Below are 22,782 nucleotides of genomic sequence, written 5' to 3'. Positions count from 1 at the left end.
CTATTTAAAGTCTTCAGCCACTTGCAACACCTGATCGACTTTTTCAAAAATACTGCCTAAATCATTTTTAACATCAATCCAAGAAAGCAGCTCAGCTTTGCTGAAATTTTTGCTAACTTCATTTTGACGGTACAACACGTCAACAAATTGTTCTTTTTCTTCAATAGTTTCCATTGCACATTGATAAACAATTTTATGTGCTGTTTGTTTGCCCACTATTTTACCTAAATTAAACATGATCTTCTCAGCAAAAGGTAAACCTCCCTGTAATTGTATATTGCGAAGCATTTGCTGCTCATTCACTTGTAACCCATCTAGAATATACGCGGCACCTTTCAACTGTGCATCAACATAATTGGTTATTTCCGGTAGAACGATCCACTCATTACGCCAATGAATTGCGTCTCGCTCACCATCAAACAGTAGAGATTCAAACATTAACCCAGCATCCTTAAAAACCGGTTGTGTCAAACTAGCTAAACCTTCTATCAAAGCTGGATTACGTTTTTGTGGCATGGTAGAAGAACCAATCTCTCCCTCTCTAAACGGTTCACGTACTTCATCAACTTCTGTTTTCATTAAATTGAAAAGTTCATGTCCAATTTTTCCTAAAAGACCTGAATAGATTCCAAGTACTGCTGCAAATTCTGAAAAACGGTCCCTTGACGATTGCCATGATATATTTGGTACATTCAAACCGAGCTCAGTTAAAACACATTTTTCAATTTCTGGTCCTTTTTTCCCAAAAGCTGCATATGTGCCAACTGCACCGCTTAAAGTACCAACAAAAACACCTTTTTTATCCAGATCCAGAAGCCTTTGCAAATTACGAATAGCTTCATCTAACCAAACTGCTAGTTTGAAACCAAATGTTATTGGAATAGCCTGTATCCCGTGTGTTCTCCCAATCATCGCAGTTGCTCGATATTTTTTTGTTTGTTTTTTCAAAACCTCCACTAAATGATAGCTATCCTTTAAAAGAATCTGATAAGCTTCTTTCGTCTGTAACATGATGCCTGTATCAACTATATCTTGCGTTGTCGCACCAAAATGGACATACTCGCCAGCTTTTTCTCCAGACAATTTTTGCAGACGATTGATTAATGCTATTAAGGAATGTCTTTTTGCTGCACTTTCTTGCGCCAATACAGTAAGATCAAAATTTTCAATTCTCGCTTGGTCAACAATTACCGCTGCTGCTTGTTGCGGAATAATATCCAATTCACCCTCAACTTTGGAAAGTATAGATTCTACAGCCAACTGTTTTTCGATCTTATTTTTGTCTGTCCAAACAGCACGCATTTCAGCTGTCCCAAAATTATTTTGCATTAAAACTGAATCTAAAACATCTGCCATTTATTTTTTCTCCTTTGAATCTTAAAATCAAAACATTGCTTATATAGTATGTTGTTCTACGCAAACGCACTTCGCTTAAGTGAATTTATAAAGGAATCAATTCTTGGGGATGTCCGCCCAGACAGCAGTTCTTTTGCAGGACCTTTAGATAACACTTCACCATTTTCAATAAAAACAGCCTCATCAGCAATTTGACGAGCAAAATCCATCTCATGCGTCACAAGAATCATCGTTATGTTTTCTTTTGCCAATCCCGCAATAGTCTGTAGCACACTCTCAACTAATTCAGGATCTAAGGCTGATGTTGGCTCATCAAAAAGAATAACTCGTGGTCTTACAGCCACAGCTCTTGCAATCGATACTCGTTGTTGCTGCCCCCCAGAAAGAGTCGCTGGATATTGCGTAATTACCTCTTCTAAACCGATTTTCTTTAGAATTTTCAATGCGGTTTTATGAGCTTCCTTTTTATTTGCTAAATTGGTATAAATCAAGGGATTTGCAACATTTTCCAATGCTGTTAAATTTTTGAAAAGATTAAACTGCTGAAAAACCATCGCAGAATTTTGTCTGAGATCATGAATAGTTTTAGTATCAATTTTGCCAGCAATCGCAGTTGTTGTACCAACCTTTAGCGATCCTGCAGTTGGAATTTGTAATAAATTCAAAGTTCGCAAAAGGGTTGTTTTACCAGAACCACTTGGTCCTACTAAAGCAGTAACTGTCCCTTCTTCAATGTTCAAGTTAATATGCTTTAGAATTTTTTTCTTTCCAATATTAACTGACAGGTCCTTCACTTCTATCAGGCTCATTCAAATCCCTCCGATACGGCTTGAGCAGCTCTTTTTCCAATAAACTTTGCAACCAAGTATAGATAATAATCAAGATCCAGTATAAAATCCCTACCGCCAGATAAGTCTCAAAATATTTGAATGACTCCCCAGCTAGCATCTTTCCTTCCCCAAATAACTCTGTCAATCCTAAAGTGAATGCTAAAGACGTTTCCTTTAAAAGACTGACAAATGTATTACCGGTTGCTGGCAAAGCATTTAATGTTGCCTGTGGCAATACAATATGCCAAAATAACGTGATTTTTGAAATATTCAATGCTTTTCCTGCTTCAATTTGGCCTTCATCAACAGAATTGAAACCAGCACGGAATATTTCAGATAAATACGATGATTCTTTGAAGCCCAATCCGACAATAGCTGCAATGATAGCCGGTATTCCCCTTAATGAAGGAAAAAGCTGCGGCAAGCCATAATAAATCAAGAAAAGTTGCACCAGAGTCGGCATTCCCCTAAAAAATGAAATATAAAAGTGCGCAAATCTTCTTAATATCCAAAACGGACTTAATTGAAACACGGTAATTATTACTCCGATAACTATGGCTAAGATCATTGCAAAAATCGCCATTATTAACGTAACTGGAATATATTCCGGTAATTGAATCAATGCCTTTAAGAAATATTGCCAGTCAAAGTTCATTCTTTCTCCCCCTTAATTGCTTGTTTTCGTAAAATTCTTTGCAAATGCTCATCTGATACTTGTTCTAGCAATGAAACATCAAATGTTTTAATCAGATAAACAGTTTTGTGATCAGAGAATTTTCTAACCTCTTCAATTGGAGTAAAACCCAATGAGATATATGTCTCTTGCAGCCACGGATGTTCAACTGCGGTCCCCAAAGTAACAGCTGGCGCATTCAACACTTTTTTTACATATTGCTCAAGTACATCATTGATTATGCTTTTTCCGTATCCTTGATGTTGATAGGCAGGATCTGTTGTGATCCACCCAAGATGGGGGAGATTAAATGGCCCTGCATTATACGACCAAGGTAATCTGACCGAAACAGTCGAAACTATTTTTCCTTTTTCATCCTTATAACCATAGGTAGGAACACTTAAAAGATGTTTCCGCACATCTTTCACATCAACTGAAGCAGCCTTAAAATGAATGCCTAGCACTTCGTTTGCTTGGTATGCACGATGCAATAACACGGTTAAATTCTCTGCATCTTTACTACTTAATTTCACAACTTTCAAAAGATTCACTTCAATCCATTAAGCATTTATATTTGTAATTCAAAAATCTAGTTAGTTGGTTACAACTTTAGGGGTTGTTTCTCCAACTCTTACTTTGAATGGTAATGTATTTTCTGAGGGGGCGAAGGGACAAGTACAAAAACTACTGAATGCGCAAGGTAAGTTGACCGCAGTATTGAAGTCAATATAATCAAGTTCTTGCGGTTTTGAAATATTAATTCTTATTCTTCTACCACCACCATATGTTTCAGCGCCCGTTGTCAAGTCACGAAACAGTATAGTTCCGTGACCTTGTGTATTTTGTCTGTTGTCAAGATAAATATTATTCTCACCGTCAATGTCCTGTTTAAGCCAGCCAGAATCATCATTATGTGCCTGAAAAACGACAAGCCTGTATTCTTCATCATGAAATGAAAAATAAAGATCTCCGATATGTGTCTCGTTGTGGGAAAGATCCCCCAAAACCGAGGCAGTTGTCAGAATTTCCCATTTTTTCAACGGAATGTAGCGCGCTGGAAAGACCCAGTTCTTGTCTGGTTCAAAGTATGGCAAACCTGTAAAATTACGTTTCGTACTTGAGTGAGGATCACGTTGCCGCACAGCAAACTTTCTATCAGAGCCTATTCTTTTTATTAACTGTGCTCGAACACCTTGGAAATCAAAGTCTTCGACATTAACATCAGCTACGCTGTCAACGACTACCGTTTTGGGAGCAGTCAAAATTTTCCAGCGATTAGTTACCGCTTTCCCATTTTCTGGAATATAACTCACAGCGTTACCTTGCTGTTTCCATTTCCCTGGGAAACCGGCAATCTTAACTTCTTGTCCATCACTCAGCCAATCAATACTTCTCAGAGATAGCCAACCGTATTTCGACATTAATTTATCTTCACGTTTTGCGTGCCACTTTAGCCATTCTTTGTCAAACTGTTGCTCCGTCATTCGCTGAATATTCTGATATGTCACCACGCCATCATCATGTCCTTTCATTTAGCGGCCGAGCATGTCAAGTTTTTACTGAACAAAATTACTTCGAAGTGCTCTTTAAGTTTGGTGTGATATCATATCCGAAGTACTTTACAGATAATTGCTTTACTGTACCATCGGCAATCAACTTTTCAAATTCTTTGTCAAATTGTTGTTTCAATTTCTTACCTCTGGTATCTTTTTTAAATGGCAAAGCAATATTGACTGAAGCAGCATTTCCATCTACAACTTTCCACTTGTAATGTTTAAATTTAATGAGAGCCTTTAAATTATTTCTTGTATTTACAACACCGTCTACATGCCCTACTAAAAGTGCTTGAAAAATATCATCTCTGCCTTCAAATGTCTTAATGTTGATTTTGGAATCATATTTTCTCAAATTTTCAGTATTGTTCGATGCGACCGCACTGGCAACTGTTTTACCCTCCAAATCCCTGATTGTTTTATAGGAAGTATTCTTATCAACAGCAATAGTTGTTTCTTCAGTATTGTAAACTTTGCTGAACAGATACTTTTGCGATCTTTCAGGTGTAACAGCAATATCATTGGCTATTGTATCGATCTTACTATCATCAAGTTGACCAAAAAGCCCAGCGAATTCACCTGTTGTCCATTTTGTTTTATAACCTAATCTTTGAGCAGCCTTATTCGTTAACTCGACATCGAAACCAACAAGTTTTCCATCTTTTTTGTATGATGTTGGAAAACTTGTACCGGTTGCCGCTAGATTAATTGTTCCCTTGCTCTTATGCACATCAGTCGATGACGCCTGCGACTTATTGAGTTGCTTTATTCCCAGAAAAGCAATTGCAAGCACCACTATGATTCCTACTACAGCTATCCATATTTTTTTCATTACATTTAACTCCTCACATATCTATTAATTCGATAACCTTGCCAAGCTCATCGTCTAAAAGCTTTCGCAATCGCTGACTTCCTTCAGTATTTAATTTGCTAAAATTTGACCATAGAGTTCTAGTGTCAATTTCATTTCTAGGTGAGCCTTCTGGATAAATAACTTTTTTTGAAATTTTTGTCCCATCCTTCAACATAATTTTGATTTCAGTAGGGCGAGCATCTTTGGAATCATTAACCAAATTATGCTGTCGTTGGAAAATAGTCTGTAAAGCAGTGAAAGACTGGGGTACCTGCAAAAGTTCAAAGGAAGCTGCAGTTACTGCTCCTCTAGACAAAACCTGCCATACAATATATTCAGCTGAAAAGCGACCTTCTTTCCCCGTCCGGGGTAATTTGTAGCGTAATGCATGGTCGCCTTCCTGTGGAAAATCAATAATAACTTTCTGACAATTATCAATTCTTATTCCTTTCGCATAGAGACTTCTAGCCGCATCATAGCTTGACATTCCAGCTGAACAAAACGGATAGGTTTTGAACCACAAACCAGGCACTTCAATCTCCGCTGGACTTAACCAGTTTTTTATTAATTGCTCCGGCTTTATCTCAAGGTCGGCAATCGTTTTTAACCATCCACGACTATTGCTGAACGGATCCTGTTCTGCATTTATTCCGCTTTTAGCAGTTAAAAAAGCATAAACAGCGTTTCTTGCGGCAATACCAGCATTGAAGGGCTTCCCATCACTTCCTGACTGAACTTCAAGTCCACTGGCTTGCGTTACTGCAAAAGAAAGTGTGTTAATTAGTTGTTTTTTATTAACCCTCTTATAAACTCCAATTGCAGCCGCAGCTGCAACTGTGCCTATCATTCCTGTTGTGTGCCAGCCACGCCAAGCTAGTTTTGGATTGAGCACCTTGCCTAATTTGCCTGCAGTTTCGACTCCTTGGATAAATGCCCACAAGAAACTTTTTATTTCATCTTTAGATGTCGTTACCGCAAATAAGGCCGACATAATTACTGCACTAGGGTGCCCTCTTAAATTTGCTTGTGTATCATCCAAATCAAGATAATGAGCTGCAAATCCGTTTAAGAAAGCTGCTCGTTCAGCAGTTATCTTTTGCCCTGCATTCAACGGAAAATTTTGCTGAGACTTATCAAATGATTCATTAATTTTTTTGACAGCTGGTTCATCTTTACTTTTTTGTAAAACTGTTAAATAATTAATCAAGGCCCTTTTAGCACAAACTTCAAATTTTTGCTCGTATTTTTCTTGTCCAACTAGCAGTTGGCTGACAAGTGCTGTTGTATTGGTCTGAAAATCAATTTTCAAATTTTTGACGGTCATTTGGTTCCTCCCAAATGCTCAAATCTGGTCCTTTCGGAATTATCCTTGTCAGATCATTTTGAGGTGTATGATCAACTTGGTAAAAACGTTTCTTTATAGCATCAAAATCTGTATTATTCTTAAAAGCTGGATTTGAATATAGATCTTTTGCATAGTTCCACAAGTTTGGATAATCAATCAGCCTTTTTTTGTTAACATAATATTTTTGATAAAAGACAATATCAAAACGTGACAAAGTTACGAAGAGACGGATGTCTGTATCCACTATTGCTGAACCGAACAAGTAGCGCTGATGTGCTAATCTTTCTTCTAACCAGTCAAGACGATTAAAGACACGATTATAATATTTTTCATAATCATCCTGTGATCTTGCTAAGCCGGCCTCATTGACAGCTGTATTGATATCGGTATAAATGATCTGATTCAAGGCATCAATGTCTGCTCTAATAGCTTTAGGATATAGATCGGGAGCATTTTCAGCTTGAAATGTTTTCCACGCACTCGCAAATTCATCAATCAAGGTATTGTAATTATTGTTAACAACCTTACCCGTTTTAACATCAACCAATGCTGGAACAGTGGTTCTCAACTTGTAAGTAGGATCAGCTTTTAGATAACTTTCAGATAATGACTTAGTATGCAAAATTGGATCCTCATTATTTTCATCTAATGTGAAGAACCAGTCACCCACGACACCAGCTGGTCGTAAGGGGTCAACTGCGCCCTTGGAAATCACATTGTCTAATCCTAATAAATCAATTGCAATAGCGATCCTATTTGCCCACGGACAATGCTTAGACCAGATCAAACGGTACCTATTAGCTTCAATCGGAAGAGTTCCATCAGAGAACAGTGCATTAAAGTACGGGCTTTGATAGTCTCTAAATTTTCCTCTTTCATTAAAATTTGAGGTTATCGTTTCACTCTGATAATTTTTTTGTTTCTGTCCTGCGCGTGGATTTGCGACACGACTTTTTGAAAAATCTATTGGACAAGCTGAAAGTTTTTCATTAACATCTATCTTGCTTAACTCTTCTTGCAAAGCTGCTTCTTTAGTCATATTAAATATCCTCCGTGTTATACAATCCAAGAACTAGCAGTGAGTATAGCCAATTATTTTTTACCTTAATGGATTTGAAACTATTTCCTATTTTGACAACAAACTTCCTTTTCATGACGCTCACTCCCCAATCTTGATTAATCAGACAAGTAAAAAATCCACTCAAACTCTGCTAAAAAATAAAAACGCCCGCAGTCATCTCTGACTACGAGGCGTCCAATCGCGTTACCACTCGTTATTTGATAGTTGAATCACTCCAACTATCCTCAGCAGGTCTTCCATAAAAAAGGTTAACCTTGATTCTATAACGGGAATACCCGTTTACGGCTTGCCTCAAAAGACTCACAGTAAATTCATTCAAAAGACCATCTTCACTTGTTCTCCCATTGACTATTTTCACCAACCTAGTCTCTCTGTAAATGTTTTCCCCAAGTTACTCATCTTTCCAGTATAAATTCTAAAATGTAGTTTTATTCTAATGGTGGTAGCTAGTAATGTCAACAGTTAAATTAAAATAATCTCAGTTCTAATTAATCTAATTTTAATTCCAAATATTATTGGAAACATTGACAACCAATTCAATTTTATCCCACTGCTGTTGCTCCGTTAACTTGTTGCCTTCCTCAGTTGACGCAAAACCACATTGAGTACTTAATGCAAGATTTTCCAATGGTACATACTTGCTTGCTTCCTTGACACGATTGATCACGGTTTGTGGATCTTCTAATTCAGGATGTTTGCTGGTAACCAGCCCTAATACAACCTCCTTACCAGCTGTCACCTTAGCTAAAGGTGCAAAATCACCGGAACGACTGTCATCATATTCCAAATAAAAAGCCTGTACGTTTTCTCTAGCAAACAAATAATCTGCAATAGGAGCATAGCCACCAGAAGCTGCCCAAGTTGAGTGGTAATTTCCGCGGCAAACATGTGTGCTCACTCGCAGATCTTCTGGCAGATCATTAAGAGCCGCGTTGTTGACTTTCAGATATAATTCAGCGAGTTTTTCACGGCTGAATCCTTCTTGAATTCGTTTGGACCAGTAATCATTATCAACGATCATGCCCCACGTACAATCATCGAACTTAATATCGCGACACCCAGCATCATATAAGGCCAATAATAAATCATGATAGGCTTGACCGATGTCAGCAATTAAGTCTGCATCGTTCGCATAATATTTAGCAATTGCTTGTCGATTCTCTTCACCACGGATTAGTTCTGCATACAATTGGGCTGGTGCAGGAATGCTCTGACGGTCACTAACTTCTGGATCCGCAATTGTTAGTGTATGCAAAAACTTATACGCTACCAAATCAGGATGTTGCGGGTTAAATGCGATTCTTCCCTCAACCTGAGCAGAGTCAGCTCGAGTTTCTTCATCATGAAAAAAGTAGCCGTGTTCCGGTTTTGTATGTTTAATTCCATCAAATCCCCAAAAAGTATCCAAGTGCCAGTAACTGCGACGAAATTCGCCATCAGTAACGACCTTTAAACCATGTTTCTTTTCTTTAGCAACTAAATCTTCAATCGCCCTATCTTCTACTTGATGCAGTTGATCAAGCGTAATTTTACCTGCCTTTAAATCTTCACGGGCCTGTTTTAATTCAGCTGGTCGTAAAAAACTGCTACAATATCGTAATGTAATTTTGTTGCTGTTGCGTTTGTCATTAAGAACTCCACCTTTCAAATTCACTAACCATTATCCTTTTCCAAACAAAAAAGCCCCTTGTCAGTTACTTTTCTCTGACAAGGGGCGAATAATCCGCGGTACCACCCTTTTTTACATCTAAACGCGATGCCTCAACGACACATAAACATATCTGGGAAGTTAACGGTTCCTACCGAACATCCAGCCAGCACCAGATGCCTCTGTTTCAAAGTTCATCTTCACCGTTTTGGTTACTCTCCGTTTTCAGCTTACCCGGATTCTCTGCAAACAACCGCAACGGTTACTCTTCTTCTCAAAAGATCATATTAATTAAAAGTCGATTAACGACGTTATTTGAATTCTAATCTTGAATAATGATTATGTCAAGACTGTTTTAAAAAACTTTTTAGCTCAATTTTGGAAAAACATTTATTATTTAAGCATGTGCATGTGCGATTTTTGCTCCAGCAGCCGCAGCAACTGCCGCGATGATGTCATCCAAGAAAGTATTTACACTTCCATCTGATGCTGTATCTAGCTTTTTAAGTATTCCATGTTTCTCTTTATCTAGGTAACCAAAATTAGTTGTCGCAATCTTTCCGTAAATACCAGAAATTCCACCTTCAGCCAACAATTCATCGACACCAAAAACACCGCTGTCTTTTTCAACAATGCTTTGCAGCGGTTCAGGCAGCTGATGCTTTGCAGCAAATTGATCCAACACAATTCCCACCATAGCGTTATTTAGAACCTCTCTTTTGTGGAGAACATCGATCACTGCCTTTTTAACTTCTTCAAGAGTCAGATCAGAGATATAACGCCGCTGAATGTTGTACGTAATTGAAGCTATATCTTCAACCTCAACCCCCTTTGATGAAAAATAATCAGTTACAAATTGATAAGATGCTTTATCTGGAAACTTAAACTTTGGATCGTTCATTCTATCTTGCCCCTCTCTACTTGAAACTAACACTCTCTATTCTAAAGTAATTTGTTCTTTTCTTCAAAAGTAGTGTAGATTAGGATTATTATTATAGATGTTTACCAAGATTGCAAGATGAAATAAGTTACAAAACAGTATTTACTTTTGGGATTACAGTTAAAAAATCAAAAAATCCAGTTAGACTTAGGATAAGCTCAATTTCTAACTGGATTTACGTTTGAACTACTTTTATCAATTAACTCTTTAAAGTTTCAATCTATCAACAGTAATCACACGATAATTATTAGCGTTCACAGTAACTCTTATATTCTTTGAATAGTTGTAAATATAATAATTTTTGCCTTTATGTAATATTCTCGTTGCACTGAGAATATTTTTTTGGAGCAACGACTCAATCTCATTGCGTGAATAATCAAGCTTGAGTTTTTTATTGATACGCTGATAACCCAAGTCTGTATAGCAAAGTTTTTCAGCAATTTTTTCTAGCAGCGGATATGTCATTCTATATCTCCCTTTTGTGTTGCACTTTCGGGACTACCGTTAGACCACAGGAAGGCTGCCAAGTTCTTTACTGTTATGAGCGAAGATTGTGAAACCAGTGATGCTAAAATTAAAAAGTACGGCAGAAACTGAATTAAATAGCGGCTTCTCCCACCTTCAAAAAGCAACAGATAGACAAAACTCCCGATAAGGGACAATCGCAGCAGTTGCACAAAACTTCCTCGCTCACGCCATCCAAGTGCAATCAGTACTAAGAATATAACCCACCAGACCTGTGCAGCAAAACGAAAATCTCCAAGTCGCGTTCCATACAAATAAATAAACTGTTTTAGCTGTCCTGCAAGGCCGCGCTTATGTGGCTTAGGATTCTCTGCAATAAAGTGCCCCTCTTTGACCCATGCAAATGAACCATCAGAAGTGTTAGCCTGGTGCTTCTTTAACAAAAATTTAACATATCCCCAAAAGCCTTTTTTCTCTAAACGTTCCACTAGTTTTTTTTTAGAATAAGCAATACGCGCAGACTTCGTAGGAAGCTGTGCCATCGCAAGAGCATCCTTAGGATTATAGCCGCCATCTCCAGAAACTCCCATACTAATGAAATGAATTGCCGGAATAGCTCTGGTTGCATCAATTTGAATATATTTTTGTTCTTGAAGCCGCTGCTCAATCAGCTGATGGCTACCCCACAAGACTATACCTGCAAAAAGAATAACTCCCAATGAACACCATCTGTATGGCTTTTTCAACTTGATTTTTGCTGCAGCAAGCAGCAATTCAACCAGCCCAATTGCGATTCCGCCAATAATTGCTGAGGGCTTAAGAAAGTATGCGGCAATAAGTAAAAGGCAAAATAAGATAAACGCTATAGATCTCACAAAGTAACTCGTATCTTTATGCTTTGCTAGACAATAGCATAGAAGATATCCAGAAACGAGCGGTAAAACCCACGTATCTGTGTAAGGTACGATTATCATTGGAAAAAGCAGCAACCAGCTGCTATGCAGGTACATAGCAACTGCTAAGCGTGCACGATCAACAAGAGCCACGCTTAACAAGTTAAAAATCATTGACAAATCAACAAAAAACAGCGTTAGTAAGTCAAAGAAAAGCCAGGTTTTAGTCGCAAATATTTGTGCAAAAAGGTGCTGTACCAACAATAGCGGCAGATTATTATAGTTAATGCTGTAATACGCTCTGATTTCAGGATTTGTGCGGTCCGTCAGGGCTTGATGGATCGCCCCAGCATCAAACCCGATTGCTGGATGGACAGTACAAACAAAAAATATCTGCCAGAAAATAACGATTAACAGCAAAATAGGTGCTGTTTTGGAGCGCTGTGTTATGAAAATATAACGCAGAAAGAGATTGATCTTTCTAAATGTTTTAAAAGAAACTAAAATAATTCCGAAAAGAAGTAACCAAAAAGTCGTAAAAAAGGTCGTTCCGGCACCAGTGGCTTGATTATCACCCAATATTAGATTAGGAGATGTCAATGCAAAAAAGAACGTCAAAAAAATAAAAAAATTGAAAAGGATCAATATATACTTGCTTATCGATTTACTCATTCTATCACCATTTCCTAATCGCTAACCGTAATGCAGTATGTGCGCGTGGGTGATTCGCTGACTTCGAGTCGTGTTAACCGGACTGCAAGTGGTTTTAAAACAGGAACGATCAATTGATAAAGCCAAAGCGTTACGTTTTCAACTGTCGGATTTGTCTCTTTAAAGGCACTTAGCGTGTTCAAGAATACACCAGAAATATCTCCCAACACTCCATTTAGTGCTTTTTCAATATCACTGAAAATAACTGTTTGTTCACTTTGACTACTTAACTCACACACAACTTCCCACGTATGTGTATGCTTTTGACCAGTTCCACTCTCCCATCTGATAGCGTGACTTGCATTAAAATAAGTTTTAATCCTATAGCTATAATTGAGTTGTGCCATGCCTTACCTCCATTTACTTTTTATCAGCTTAATATCTTTCCAAACTAATAACCATATTTTTTGAATCTCTTGGCTAAAATTAATGGCATTCCAACTAGATTTTTTTGTCATGCTGTTCAATGTACCGATCAAGCGAAACCAAGAACAGATAAAATTGTAGATTGGAAGCGTGAAAACGACCCACCAGGATGCTCTAAAGAATGCTTTTTCCTCTGTAAAACCACGCAGTAACAATAAAACACAAAGATAATTTAATAAGCTGACTATAAGATAAAGAAAATAAATAAGCACATAGGAAAGCAACAAGACTATCCAAGAGTAGCCCAGAAAAAGCAGCACAATACTAGCGGCTAACCAAATTAATTTAGGGAAAAGGAAAGTATGATCCAGCATCATCCGTCGCACTAAGAAATTTTTAAAAAAAGATTTCAGTTTTAAATCGGAGTTATTTTGATTCACAACTTCTAATTCACCTGTCTGCCAGCGCTGACGCTGAATGTAAAGATCATTCAGACTATCAATCGGTTCGATATAGAAAATTGCATCAGAACAAATGGCTACTTTATTTTTCAACCTATCACGTATTTGAAAAGTCATATCTGTATCCTCACCGATTGTTCCAGTGTTATACAAAAAAGTTTGTAGCAAATCATTTTTTCGAAAAGCTGAAAAAGCCCCTGACATAGTAAAAAGCTGATTGTTACGTGCCTCAATTACTCTGCCAGATAGAAAGGCTTGTGCATATTCAAAATATTCATTGCGCTGCAGCAACTTTAAAATTCTCTTTTTGGAAGCCTTGATCAATTGTTTTTGCGGTAAAATTGTACCCGTAAGAGCTGATAGTTCTGAATCGTTTTCGAATCTTAGTACCATATTCATAAGTGCATTTTTTTCAAGTACACCATCGCTGTCAATATTGATAATATATGTTCCAATACTGCTGTAGATAGCTGAATTCAAAGCCTTCGCTTTTCCTTGCTCTGTGTGTATCAAGCGCAGGTTCAGATTAGGGAACTCATTTTGTGCGCGCTCATAAGCTGCAAAACTATTATCCGTACTTTGATTATCAGCTAAAATAATTTGAACCAATTCTGCAGGATAGGTTGAATCATTAACAGATTGGATACATTCGAATAAAGTAGTCTCCGAATTGTACACAGGAATAATCAGTGAAATAACTGGCAGCTTTGCAGGAATATCTAGTACAGATGTGTGCCAATTGCGAGCAATCAACCAGATACTCGAAAAAAATGCAGGCACAATCTCGACAACTACCGGAATCAACGCCCACGTGATCCAGAAACCCATCTTATAGAAAGTCAGACTAAGCCAATAACTCATTTCCTCTCTCCCTCTTTTCCCAACAGATGATGCATCCGCTCCCTAAAAGCAAAATATATACTGTGTGACAATTGAGAGGACGTAAAGACAAGGTAATATAGTGCGATCACTAAAACATAAAAAAACAACCGTCCAAGCAGTGAGTGGGCTACAAAAAAGAATTGACCGCCACTAAAATGCACAATGATTATAATTAACAACAAGCGCAGAATGTTAGCTAGATAAATCCACAGCATTCCCAAAACTGAAAAAAACAGTTTTTCGTAACGACTATACATTGGAAAGAAAAAGACAAGACTCAAGAATGCCAGTGTTTCAATTACACCTGAACACTCGTAATCAATCACCATATTGACGGGAGAACTCGCATTAGCAATACTGATAATGCTATATCTTGTTAAATTCGTACTCATTTTTGCAACTTCACCGATCCACCCGACTCCTCGCATGACCGCCTGTGTAAATAGCCAGATCATGTAGCGGTTACTAAGTGTGATTAAAATAAAAAAGAGCCCGACACTCCCCCAGATAAACGAAAAGGCCGCAAGTTTAGTTCGCCTAAGCAGCGACAGACCATAGACCCAGATAATCGTTCCGATAATTAAATAGACACTCATTTAGTATTATTCCTCCAGCTTTTACTTTTGCAGTTGCCATATTTATAGGCTGAAAAAATTGCGATCAACAAACCGACAACTGCCAAAATGATTGGTTTTGTACTGCCGCCTGAAGCATTGATCTGCCCCGTCCACAAATTTTTGTTTGCCAGTGCAATCGTTTGCCCTGGCATATTTGAACTTTCTTTGAGCTCACTTAGAGGAACTGCACATTCGAAAAGATACCCTTCGCCAGTGACAGTTGAACCATCGCCCATTTTTTGTGTGATCTTTTTCTTAGTCACTGCAACGTGGTCATCAAGCTTTTCATATTTGTCAGTCTTAGAATTATATATTCCCAGCGTTACCAGTTTGACTTGTCCTTCATTCAATTCGACAGTTTTATTTTTGTTAAGATCAAGAAAATATTTGGCGTTGCTACTGTCAATTCATATCCCGATGGTTGAAAATTGACATAACCTCCAGATAAAACTGGGCGCATTTCAATGTAAAAATAGATGTTCTTATCGTCAGCTAAAAGAGAAACATACTTGATGTTATCATCATCGCCTTCGATTTTCATCGGTGCCTTGGGTTTGTCAGACCAGTCATTAAAATTACCATCAATTGAGATTCCCAAGTCGTTTGTCTGATTGTTCGGACTTGCTTGGGAAGAAGATGATGACGCCGAGTCTTGGGGTGTAGAGGACCCTTCTGCTGAATTTGAGGATGAAGTTTCTGATGCTGAACTTGAGCTTGAATTTGAACTTGAGCTTGAACTTGAATTAGCCGAACTACTTGAACTTGAATTTGAGGAGTCCGAAGAACTGGAATTGATTTGACTGGCCGTAGCGGTCACTGTTTGCGGGCCCAAATTTGGATTGTTTAAAGTAGTTTCAGCAGCATTAGCCGTTGAAATTCCGAGTTTCATCAACGGAACACTAAATTCTCCGGTCTGCTTTGAACCATCTTTCTTTATAATACCTGTTCCCACATTCCCTAGTGATCGCCAACTGTCATTTATATCTCTCGCAGTAACCGACACTTGTCCATCAGAGTTATTAAACTCCAAATCATACGACCTGTTTCCAACTTTCAAAGTATAATTTTTATCAGGAATAGATATATTGGAATTATTGCCATTATCAATATAAAACGAGAGGGTATCTTCGCTAACTACCATAGTCCAGCTGCCCATATTATAATACCCAACTTGCGCTTTATTAATGTGATCCCAATCATTAAACTGTCCATCAATTTTGATATCAGCATGACTATCCGCGTAAACCCTGTCAATTGAAATTAAAAATAAGCTCAGCATGGTAAATAGCACTAAAATCAACTTTTTCATCATCATTCTCCTTATCAGGGACCCGCGCGTGTTTTACATACCCACAGTCTAAATTATCACATACCACTTTTTAGCGCAAAACCTAATAAACTAGAATATTAACAAAACGGTAAATTATAAAAATTCTTTTAGCTTTTCAGTGCAGCAGCATCCCCTAAATTCACATGTCGAGAATTCTAACATAATTTAGAATTTTTTTAAAGCAATAATTTTTAACGTTGGACAAGGACTTGAATTAAAAGTTAAAGCTGGAGCTAGTTTGCTTATTGATTTCATATGAATGTGTTACATAAGTCAAAATTCTCCATTCAACTTTAGAACTACTGGTAACACAAAAACACACTATGTTCGTAACTTCATATTAATAGTCGCTATTTCTCAGTTCATGCACATTAGCTCGTAATTTAAAAAGGGCCATTTAATTTATTTCTGCTTTATTTTGCAGGGGAGACCACCATTTTACATTTTGCAAATACCATCTGATCGTCTCTTGTATCCCACTATCAAAAGTATACTCAGGCTTCCACCCGAGCTTAGTTTCAATCTTAGTCGGATCCATCGCATACCGGCGATCATGCCCCAAGCGATCTCTAACATAAGCAATCACACTTTTGTCCAGTTTCAATTCTGCAATGATCAAAGCTGCAATCTCATTGTTAGTGCGTTCATTGTGCCCACCGACGTTATAGACCTCCCCTTCCTCGCCTTTGTGCAAAACCAAATCAATCGCCCGGCAATGATCTGAAACATGCAGCCAATCTCGTATATTTTGCCCATCACCATAAATAGGCAGCTTTTGCCCAACAATTCCCTTAGTTATCAATAATGGAATCAATTTTTCTGGGAATTGAAATGGTCCGTAGTTATTAGAACAGCGAACAATATTCATATTTAGTTATATGTCTGATAATATGAACGAACCAGTAGATCCGACGCGGCTTTACTGGCAGCGTATGGAGAATTCGGTGCCAATGGTGTTGTTTCTTGAAAATACCCCGTCATTCCTAGTGAACCATAGACTTCATCAGTTGAAATCTGAATAAACTTTCTCAACTCAAACTTTTTGGCAGCTTCGAGCAAAACCAAGGTTCCTTGAACATTTGTTTCTACAAAAATTTGCGGGTGCAAAATGGAACGGTCAACATGACTCTCTGCCGCAAAATTGACGATTGTTTCTATTTGATATTTCCTTATAACCTGCTCTACCAAAGGCTGATTTGTTATATTACCATGTACAAAGTTGTAATTAGCTTTGTCCTTCAAGTCATCTAAGTTATGCAGGTTCCCCGCGTAAGTCAGCAGATCCATGTTAACAATATTATATGTTGGATGCTCCTTAGACAGATAGTGGATGAAATTGCTGCCGATGAAACCGGCACCACCTGTAATCAATATGTTCATGTTCATCACAACCCCTTTAGATCCAATTCGCAAATCATTAAAAGCTTATTTCTAATAAACCATAGCATCGTAGATTTTATTGTAAACTGTTATCCCTTTTCCCCTGCTTCTACTTATTCCGATTTTCTTGACATAAAAGCAGATTTTTACTCTCATGTAGATTTTAGCATATATAACGAATCGTCAAATAAAGTGCGATTTTTTAGTAAAAAAGTTCAAGCTGTATTCTTCCGGTCCAAGAACTTACTATGCTTTATCGATCTTTTAAGGTAAGATGATCGAACTCATAGTCTAGAATCTACTTTAATGATTGTTATGGTAACTTCATTTTACAGGACTCGGGCTATGAGTTCCTTTTATTTTCTTACTTGTTTCACTTCAATTGTAAATTTATCATTCAAAAAAATATCACTTTTACCTGCATTGCTGACGGAAGCCTATTGAACATACTTGAAGAGATGGATCTATGCAGTCTCCTAGGGAATACACTAGATAATGCAATCGAATCTGCGTTAACAATTTCAAAAACTGAGAAGCGTTTAATTAACTTGCGAATTTCCAAGAAAAATGACTTTATCCTTTTCTCGCTTGAAAACTACACAGAAAACGATCTTATCTTTAATGATAAGTTTCCACTAACAACTAAGAAAAACAAAAACGTACATGGATATGGCTTAAAAAGTATTGATTATATAGCCCGCAAATATAACGGTTCGGTAACGATAAACCTTGATGATAATTGGTTTAAATTGAAGGTACTGTTTCCTGTTTAAAAAGTATCTAGTATTCTTTAACGAAACAATCCCCCCATAAACTGTTGCTACTTAAAAAATGATCTAATAAGAGATAGTAACATTTTTAACTATCAGCAACTTAATTAGAGGGGAGAAAAAAGTCTTATTAAAATATGCTTCAAAACTTAATAAAAATGTGTCGTATATTCAAGTCGTTACTGGCTTATTTAATGAATTTCAGCCTATTATTTGAAACATCACAACCTTCTTGAAAGTGTTTTAAATGTTTATAATCATATCAAAGCAAATGTTCGTTCAGGTAAATTGATGCTGCCGAAATGAACACACACACATTAGCAGCTGACATAATGTCTTTCCCTATTAATTTTGGTTCGTTTTGAAGATCCGAGTTATTTTCCTTACTGCCTGCAAATTAATAATGACTTTTTAACAATAATAAAAAGCTCCGACAGAATGACATCCCTCATCCTTGTCAGAGCTCTTTATTCTATAGAGAACTAAACTTTTATTCGCCAGTTCCTTCTAATGGTCCTTCTTGCTTGATTGCATCTTCCTTAGTCGTTTCTGTAACTCCGTGTTCATGCTTGACTGGTGAATAAATCGAGTAACACTTCATAACCTTATCGCCAGCATTGATAACATTATGCCAAGTGTTGTCAGGAACAACAATTGCTTCTCCAGGATAAACCTTGCGATCAACTGTCAGTTTATTCTTATCTTTGCCCATCTGCACATGACCGACTCCTTCAACTAAGTAAATAAATTGATCATTGCCATGATGAATTTCCATTCCAATGTCACCGCCATGAGGTGGTATAGCCATCAAAGTAACCTGAAAATGATCACCTGTCCATAATGTTGTCCTGTAGTTGTCATTTTGTGTGGCAGCCTCTTTCAAATCAACAGCGAATGGAGCAGCTCCGTAATCTTTTAACTCGATTTTTTCTTTTTGCATCATTCATGACCCCTTTCGCCTCTTATTATAGCACATTTAAAGGTGAACCTAACCTATTGTTAAGGTATATCAAATAATAAATTATCATTTTTAGTACTGCCGCATAGTCAGTTGCATTTGACATTTATTATTTTTTTCAATACTGCCACTAAAAAACAGCCTAGACATCTGCTGTTTGTCTAAGCTGTTCCTGCTTGAACAATATCAGGGAAACGGTACCCTGTTGCTCATTTTTTTATTTTTAGGAGTTGTTAATTATCAAGCTGTCAATCAATTAAAAATCTAGAAATTGTTGCCCACTAATCATTCATTACTTTTTTGTCAAAAACCTCAATATTATCTAAACCGCCATACCAATCGTACCACGGGGTTGCACCTTCATTCAAAATATCATTCAACTCTGCAACATTTTGCTTGCCTTGCGTGTTAAGCCATTCAATCAGACCGTCGCGACCCTTTTGTGCATATACCTCAACACCATCAAGCCAAGTTGCGCGTCCACCTAAAATCCCATTATACTTTGTATGTGCTTTTCCCGCGAAAGTCAATTCGTTACGGAATGTTTCAGCACTGACACCTGCCGATAGGTAAATGAACGGCCGATCAACTGCATCATTGGCTGCTGCAAAATGTTCAGCAGCTTCTTCCTTTGTATACAGCGGAGCCACACCCTTGGGAGTGTATCCTTCTACATAAGCAAAGTTAACTGGAACCTCTGTTTTAATAACATCAATGTGGTACTTCTCTTTTGAGAATTCTTTCATTGAGTCAATAACTAACTGAGTTTTTTCCTTAGCAAAAGCCTCACTTTTACTATCGGGAATTGCATCATCATATGTTACGATTTCCACAAAAAGCGGAATATCAGCTGCGAGCCCTTCATTACCCAAACGTTCTAAGAAGGCGTGCTTTACGTCATTAATTTCCGGTTTATCGTTAGGATTGTAATAAACCAAAACCTTAGCGGCATCAGCGCCTTTGTCCAATAAACGCTGTAAGCTCATTTGGCAATAATTCAGGAAACCGTCCAACCGTGTTAACATCATAGCCAGTCTTCTCATAAGATAAAATCAAACCACTCTGTTTTGCTTTTGACTTGATCCCCTTAAATCCAAGTTCTTCATCTAGTAAGATACCTGAAACATGATTCGTTAAGACTTGTGAAACAAGCTCCTTGAATTCGTACACCATCTCAATGTTGTACTCCTTGCCGGCTTTTTCTGCCGCTGCCTTCATCATTCGCTTCATCGAACCACGTTGATCAATTGCTAGTGCTGCAATGATTCCCTTATCATTAGAAAGCTGTTGCAATTTATCGAACTTACCCCGTGAGATTCTTTTCTTTGCCATTGCTGACTACCTCCTGCATAAGCCACATTTAATCTGTAATGCAGCTAGATTTAGATGCTGGTTACTATTCGTTTTCGATTAAATAGTAATTATTACAGTTTAGATGCTACAACTTTGTTGCCGACTTGTAAAGGGGGTAGCAGCAATTGTAATAAAAATAGAGTGATTAAGATAAGGAGCTGGGCCAAGAATAACATTTGATCCAGCTCCTCTATTTATTTTGTATAACCATGTTCCATAAGCCAAAATTCTCTGTCTAACTCGAATTAACCATAACAAAGTACTCGTTATGTTCCTAATTCGCGAAGTACTTAAATTTATCGACTTATGTCATACTCACGTCGAGTTTAAGTTGCAATAGACAAATTAACGTATTGCAAACGGTCAATATTACTAACCATAAGATTACACATGAACTATCATATCTTAAGGTCGACCATATCTTATACCCTCACTTTCAATAAATGAGTTCCATATTACTTTGAGATTGGAATAGGAATACCTATCCATCTTGGTTAACGCTTGTTTACTATAGGATTTTAAAACTTTACGATTTTGCAGCAAGAATAGCAATGTTCTATAAAGTGTAAACGTATCATTTTCAGGCAGCAGTCGTCCGTTGACATCATCAGAAATCATTTCTCCCGGCCCATAATTAATATTATAACTAACAACTGGGCATCTATGCCCCAATGCCTCCATAACAGCCATCGCAAATCCCTCATATGCACTCGTTAAAACTTCAAGATCCGCTTTTTGATAAACACTGCTCAAATCATGCCGATACCCACAAAAATGAATATAAGATTGAGCATTACCACGTTCAACTATTTTTTGCAGTTTGCTAGCTTCTTCATAATTATTCCAATTATCCTTGTAGCCATAGATTTTGAGGTCAACATCAGGTACTTTTTGATGTAAAAGAATGACAGTATTAATTAAATGGTCCAATTGTTTTACGTGTGTCAATCGTGCAACTGCAATTAATTGGAAAGGAATTCTTTCCTCAAAGTTAGGGCATTCATGAAAAAGCTCGTCTTCCAAATAGCTAACCGGAATAGCATAGCTTTTTATTTCTGGTAATCTTTCTTTAATATCTTTGCTTTCATGAACAGTAGAACTGATGATACCATTTAATTTATCACCTAAATCAAAAACTTGTTTAACATACGGGTATAAGTTGCCAGTAACTTTGGCATCTTCTGTAAAAGCCGAATGTAAAATAACATATCTTTTCGCAGATTTTTGCATTAATTTAAAGGCAGGAACACAAATGTCTTCACGATCGCTGTAAAATACAGCATGTGCGTCTTCTGCAGCAAGACAATCTAAAAAATATGCCATCAGCTCGTTCTCATTGTCAAATTGCCATAACTTATTTTGATGTTTAAGTTGAATTAACGTCAAAACAGGCTGATTACTCGGGCCTCCTCGAAAATGATAAGTCAAAATTATTTTTCCATAAATATCATAATACGAACGAGTAATTAATTTTCCACCATCATCAAAGAATTCCGAGTAAGATAATCGATTACGATCATAAAAATCCCTTCTGTCCGTGAAACCAAATTGATCTAAATAATTTACATAATAGACTTTATTCTGGTTAATGAAAATGCTAATACGTAGTTTACCCTTTCTATAACCTGACAATCCTTTCACTTTAAAATTCTGGTCATCTAATAGTTCCTTAATCAGTTGATTTGTCCCATATTCACCATTATCTTTACTAGTAACTTTTTGAAAATACTGAAAAAGATTTATAACTCTGCCTGAAATTCCCAATTTTTTCAAAATAGATTCGCCATCTAAAATAAAATTACGCGTCACAATTTTTGCTGGTTCCTTTATTTCGTCAAAAATTTTCAAACGTTGGACTTCTGCAATTTCAATAGCAGAAGTCAGAAGATCAAATTGAGAAGTTATAAAGTAATGCATCTAAAAGCACCCTTTCTACAACAAAACTGGGATAAACTGCTTTATCCCAGTCTTACTTAAATATAAATATTACTCATAACTAAATTTAACAGCTCTAGTTACGATCACCCTTTTTCTTGTTTTTGTACGCAATTCCTAATAATCCACTCAACGCTACCAGAATTGTGCCCCATATTGACAGTGATTGATCACTCTCATCACCTGTTTGAGGTAATGAATCTGCCTTCTTGGACTCTTTCTTCTCATCTGTCGTTCCATTGTTTATCTTAGCTGTCTTATAGCTTTGCTGCACAGGTTGTGCCGGCTGCGTCGGCTGCGTTGGCTGCGTTGGCTGTGTCGGCTGCGTTGGTTGCGTAGGCTGTGTTGGCTGTGTCGGCTGCGTCGGCTGTGTCGCTGCGTG

Annotated in this window: 18 protein-coding genes and 4 pseudogenes; 1 reads left to right on the top strand and 21 read right to left on the bottom strand. The window is 37.4% G+C overall.

Going from position 1 to position 22,782, the window contains the following annotated elements; translation table 11 throughout:
* From JCM15457_RS11270 to rfbB, 17 genes and pseudogenes are all read right to left on the bottom strand, one after another.
* Complete coding sequence (locus tag JCM15457_RS11270; RefSeq protein WP_034989996.1) at positions 1-1,356, bottom strand: class-II fumarase/aspartase family protein; 1,356 nt, start codon at positions 1,354-1,356, stop codon at positions 1-3.
* A gap of 56 nt (positions 1,357-1,412) precedes the next feature.
* Entirely contained in the window at positions 1,413-2,165 is a 753-nt protein-coding gene (locus JCM15457_RS11265; RefSeq protein WP_081778263.1) for an amino acid ABC transporter ATP-binding protein, read from the bottom strand.
* The gene (locus JCM15457_RS11260) at positions 2,131-2,841 is read right to left on the bottom strand and encodes an amino acid ABC transporter permease (RefSeq protein ID WP_034989994.1); all 711 of its coding nucleotides are present in this window, start codon (positions 2,839-2,841) and stop codon (positions 2,131-2,133) included. Before JCM15457_RS11260 ends, JCM15457_RS11265 begins: the two co-directional genes overlap by 35 nt.
* Positions 2,838-3,392, bottom strand: a complete 555-nt coding sequence (locus JCM15457_RS11255; protein ID WP_152537326.1) for a GNAT family N-acetyltransferase — start codon at positions 3,390-3,392, stop codon at positions 2,838-2,840. Before JCM15457_RS11255 ends, JCM15457_RS11260 begins: the two co-directional genes overlap by 4 nt.
* Before the next feature lie 60 nt (positions 3,393-3,452).
* Positions 3,453-4,391 carry a DUF1684 domain-containing protein gene (locus tag JCM15457_RS11250; RefSeq protein ID WP_081778262.1) on the bottom strand — a complete coding sequence of 313 codons (939 nt, stop codon included), beginning with the start codon at positions 4,389-4,391 and terminating at the stop codon, positions 3,453-3,455.
* Between the two features lie 37 nt (positions 4,392-4,428).
* On the bottom strand, positions 4,429-5,244 hold the full coding sequence (locus JCM15457_RS11245; RefSeq protein WP_034989989.1) for a transporter substrate-binding domain-containing protein: 816 nt from the start codon (positions 5,242-5,244) through the stop codon (positions 4,429-4,431).
* Positions 5,245-5,257: 13 nt separating this feature from the next.
* On the bottom strand, positions 5,258-6,589 hold the full coding sequence (locus tag JCM15457_RS11240; RefSeq protein WP_051993489.1) for an MmgE/PrpD family protein: 1,332 nt from the start codon (positions 6,587-6,589) through the stop codon (positions 5,258-5,260).
* Positions 6,564-7,649: a glutathione S-transferase C-terminal domain-containing protein gene (locus tag JCM15457_RS11235; protein WP_034989988.1), complete on the bottom strand. Its 1,086-nt coding sequence runs from the start codon at positions 7,647-7,649 to the stop codon at positions 6,564-6,566. The genes JCM15457_RS11240 and JCM15457_RS11235 overlap by 26 nt, the downstream gene beginning before the upstream one ends.
* Before the next feature lie 541 nt (positions 7,650-8,190).
* Positions 8,191-9,320, bottom strand: a pseudogene (locus JCM15457_RS11230) (5-methyltetrahydropteroyltriglutamate--homocysteine S-methyltransferase).
* Positions 9,321-9,736: 416 nt separating this feature from the next.
* Positions 9,737-10,240 carry a phosphatidylglycerophosphatase A family protein gene (locus JCM15457_RS11225; RefSeq protein ID WP_034989986.1) on the bottom strand — a complete coding sequence of 168 codons (504 nt, stop codon included), beginning with the start codon at positions 10,238-10,240 and terminating at the stop codon, positions 9,737-9,739.
* A 246-nt stretch (positions 10,241-10,486) separates the two neighbouring features.
* A complete protein-coding gene (locus tag JCM15457_RS11220; protein WP_034989984.1) occupies positions 10,487-10,744 on the bottom strand; it encodes a DUF3781 domain-containing protein in 258 nt (85 codons plus the stop codon).
* Positions 10,741-12,309, bottom strand: a complete 1,569-nt coding sequence (locus tag JCM15457_RS11215; protein WP_034989982.1) for a TIGR03766 family XrtG-associated glycosyltransferase — start codon at positions 12,307-12,309, stop codon at positions 10,741-10,743. The genes JCM15457_RS11220 and JCM15457_RS11215 overlap by 4 nt, the downstream gene beginning before the upstream one ends.
* Before the next feature lie 14 nt (positions 12,310-12,323).
* Positions 12,324-12,695, bottom strand: coding sequence for a 6-carboxytetrahydropterin synthase (locus tag JCM15457_RS11210; protein WP_034989980.1), 372 nt, complete (start codon positions 12,693-12,695; stop codon positions 12,324-12,326).
* Between the two features lie 3 nt (positions 12,696-12,698).
* Positions 12,699-14,036 carry a TIGR03111 family XrtG-associated glycosyltransferase gene (locus JCM15457_RS11205; RefSeq protein WP_034989979.1) on the bottom strand — a complete coding sequence of 446 codons (1,338 nt, stop codon included), beginning with the start codon at positions 14,034-14,036 and terminating at the stop codon, positions 12,699-12,701.
* Entirely contained in the window at positions 14,033-14,653 is a 621-nt protein-coding gene (xrtG, locus tag JCM15457_RS11200) for an exosortase family protein XrtG (RefSeq protein WP_034989978.1), read from the bottom strand. Before xrtG ends, JCM15457_RS11205 begins: the two co-directional genes overlap by 4 nt.
* Positions 14,650-15,983 (bottom strand): annotated as a pseudogene (locus tag JCM15457_RS11190) (Firmicu-CTERM sorting domain-containing protein). The gene xrtG and the pseudogene JCM15457_RS11190 overlap by 4 nt, the downstream one beginning before the upstream one ends.
* Before the next feature lie 418 nt (positions 15,984-16,401).
* Positions 16,402-17,390 (bottom strand): annotated as a pseudogene (gene rfbB / locus JCM15457_RS11185) (dTDP-glucose 4,6-dehydratase).
* A gap of 434 nt (positions 17,391-17,824) precedes the next feature.
* Here rfbB and JCM15457_RS11180 point away from each other — a divergent pair.
* Positions 17,825-18,157: an ATP-binding protein gene (locus JCM15457_RS11180; protein ID WP_034989973.1), complete on the top strand. Its 333-nt coding sequence runs from the start codon at positions 17,825-17,827 to the stop codon at positions 18,155-18,157.
* A 487-nt stretch (positions 18,158-18,644) separates the two neighbouring features.
* On the opposite strand, the gene JCM15457_RS11175 is transcribed toward JCM15457_RS11180, so the two are convergent.
* From JCM15457_RS11175 to JCM15457_RS11160, 4 genes and pseudogenes are all read right to left on the bottom strand, one after another.
* Entirely contained in the window at positions 18,645-19,097 is a 453-nt protein-coding gene (locus JCM15457_RS11175) for a cupin domain-containing protein (RefSeq protein ID WP_034989971.1), read from the bottom strand.
* Positions 19,098-19,393: 296 nt separating this feature from the next.
* Positions 19,394-20,444 (bottom strand): annotated as a pseudogene (locus tag JCM15457_RS11170) (tagatose 1,6-diphosphate aldolase).
* A gap of 426 nt (positions 20,445-20,870) precedes the next feature.
* The gene (locus JCM15457_RS11165; protein WP_034989970.1) at positions 20,871-22,382 is read right to left on the bottom strand and encodes a glycosyltransferase; all 1,512 of its coding nucleotides are present in this window, start codon (positions 22,380-22,382) and stop codon (positions 20,871-20,873) included.
* 94 nt (positions 22,383-22,476) lie between these two features.
* On the bottom strand, positions 22,477-22,782 hold a 306-nt coding region (locus JCM15457_RS11160), incomplete at its 5' end, for an LPXTG cell wall anchor domain-containing protein (protein ID WP_034989968.1).

The sequence above is a fragment of the Liquorilactobacillus sucicola DSM 21376 = JCM 15457 genome, from assembly GCF_000612445.1.
GTDB classification, from domain to species: Bacteria; Bacillota; Bacilli; order Lactobacillales; family Lactobacillaceae; genus Liquorilactobacillus; species Liquorilactobacillus sucicola.
This window is presented reverse-complemented; position numbering and strand designations above follow the sequence as displayed.

Coding starts and splice junctions, on each gene's coding strand:
- JCM15457_RS11215 (WP_034989982.1), bottom strand. CDS start 12,309: ATGAGTAAATCGATAAGCAAGTATATATTGATCCTTTTCAATTTTTTT.
- JCM15457_RS11205 (WP_034989979.1), bottom strand. CDS start 14,036: ATGAGTTATTGGCTTAGTCTGACTTTCTATAAGATGGGTTTCTGGATC.
- JCM15457_RS11270 (WP_034989996.1), bottom strand. CDS start 1,356: ATGGCAGATGTTTTAGATTCAGTTTTAATGCAAAATAATTTTGGGACA.
- xrtG (WP_034989978.1), bottom strand. CDS start 14,653: ATGAGTGTCTATTTAATTATCGGAACGATTATCTGGGTCTATGGTCTG.
- JCM15457_RS11260 (WP_034989994.1), bottom strand. CDS start 2,841: ATGAACTTTGACTGGCAATATTTCTTAAAGGCATTGATTCAATTACCG.
- JCM15457_RS11235 (WP_034989988.1), bottom strand. CDS start 7,649: ATGACTAAAGAAGCAGCTTTGCAAGAAGAGTTAAGCAAGATAGATGTT.
- JCM15457_RS11220 (WP_034989984.1), bottom strand. CDS start 10,744: ATGACATATCCGCTGCTAGAAAAAATTGCTGAAAAACTTTGCTATACA.
- JCM15457_RS11165 (WP_034989970.1), bottom strand. CDS start 22,382: ATGCATTACTTTATAACTTCTCAATTTGATCTTCTGACTTCTGCTATT.
- JCM15457_RS11265 (WP_081778263.1), bottom strand. CDS start 2,165: ATGAGCCTGATAGAAGTGAAGGACCTGTCAGTTAATATTGGAAAGAAA.
- JCM15457_RS11210 (WP_034989980.1), bottom strand. CDS start 12,695: ATGGCACAACTCAATTATAGCTATAGGATTAAAACTTATTTTAATGCA.
- JCM15457_RS11240 (WP_051993489.1), bottom strand. CDS start 6,589: ATGACCGTCAAAAATTTGAAAATTGATTTTCAGACCAATACAACAGCA.
- JCM15457_RS11250 (WP_081778262.1), bottom strand. CDS start 4,391: ATGAAAGGACATGATGATGGCGTGGTGACATATCAGAATATTCAGCGA.
- JCM15457_RS11225 (WP_034989986.1), bottom strand. CDS start 10,240: ATGAACGATCCAAAGTTTAAGTTTCCAGATAAAGCATCTTATCAATTT.
- JCM15457_RS11175 (WP_034989971.1), bottom strand. CDS start 19,097: ATGATGCAAAAAGAAAAAATCGAGTTAAAAGATTACGGAGCTGCTCCA.
- JCM15457_RS11245 (WP_034989989.1), bottom strand. CDS start 5,244: ATGAAAAAAATATGGATAGCTGTAGTAGGAATCATAGTGGTGCTTGCA.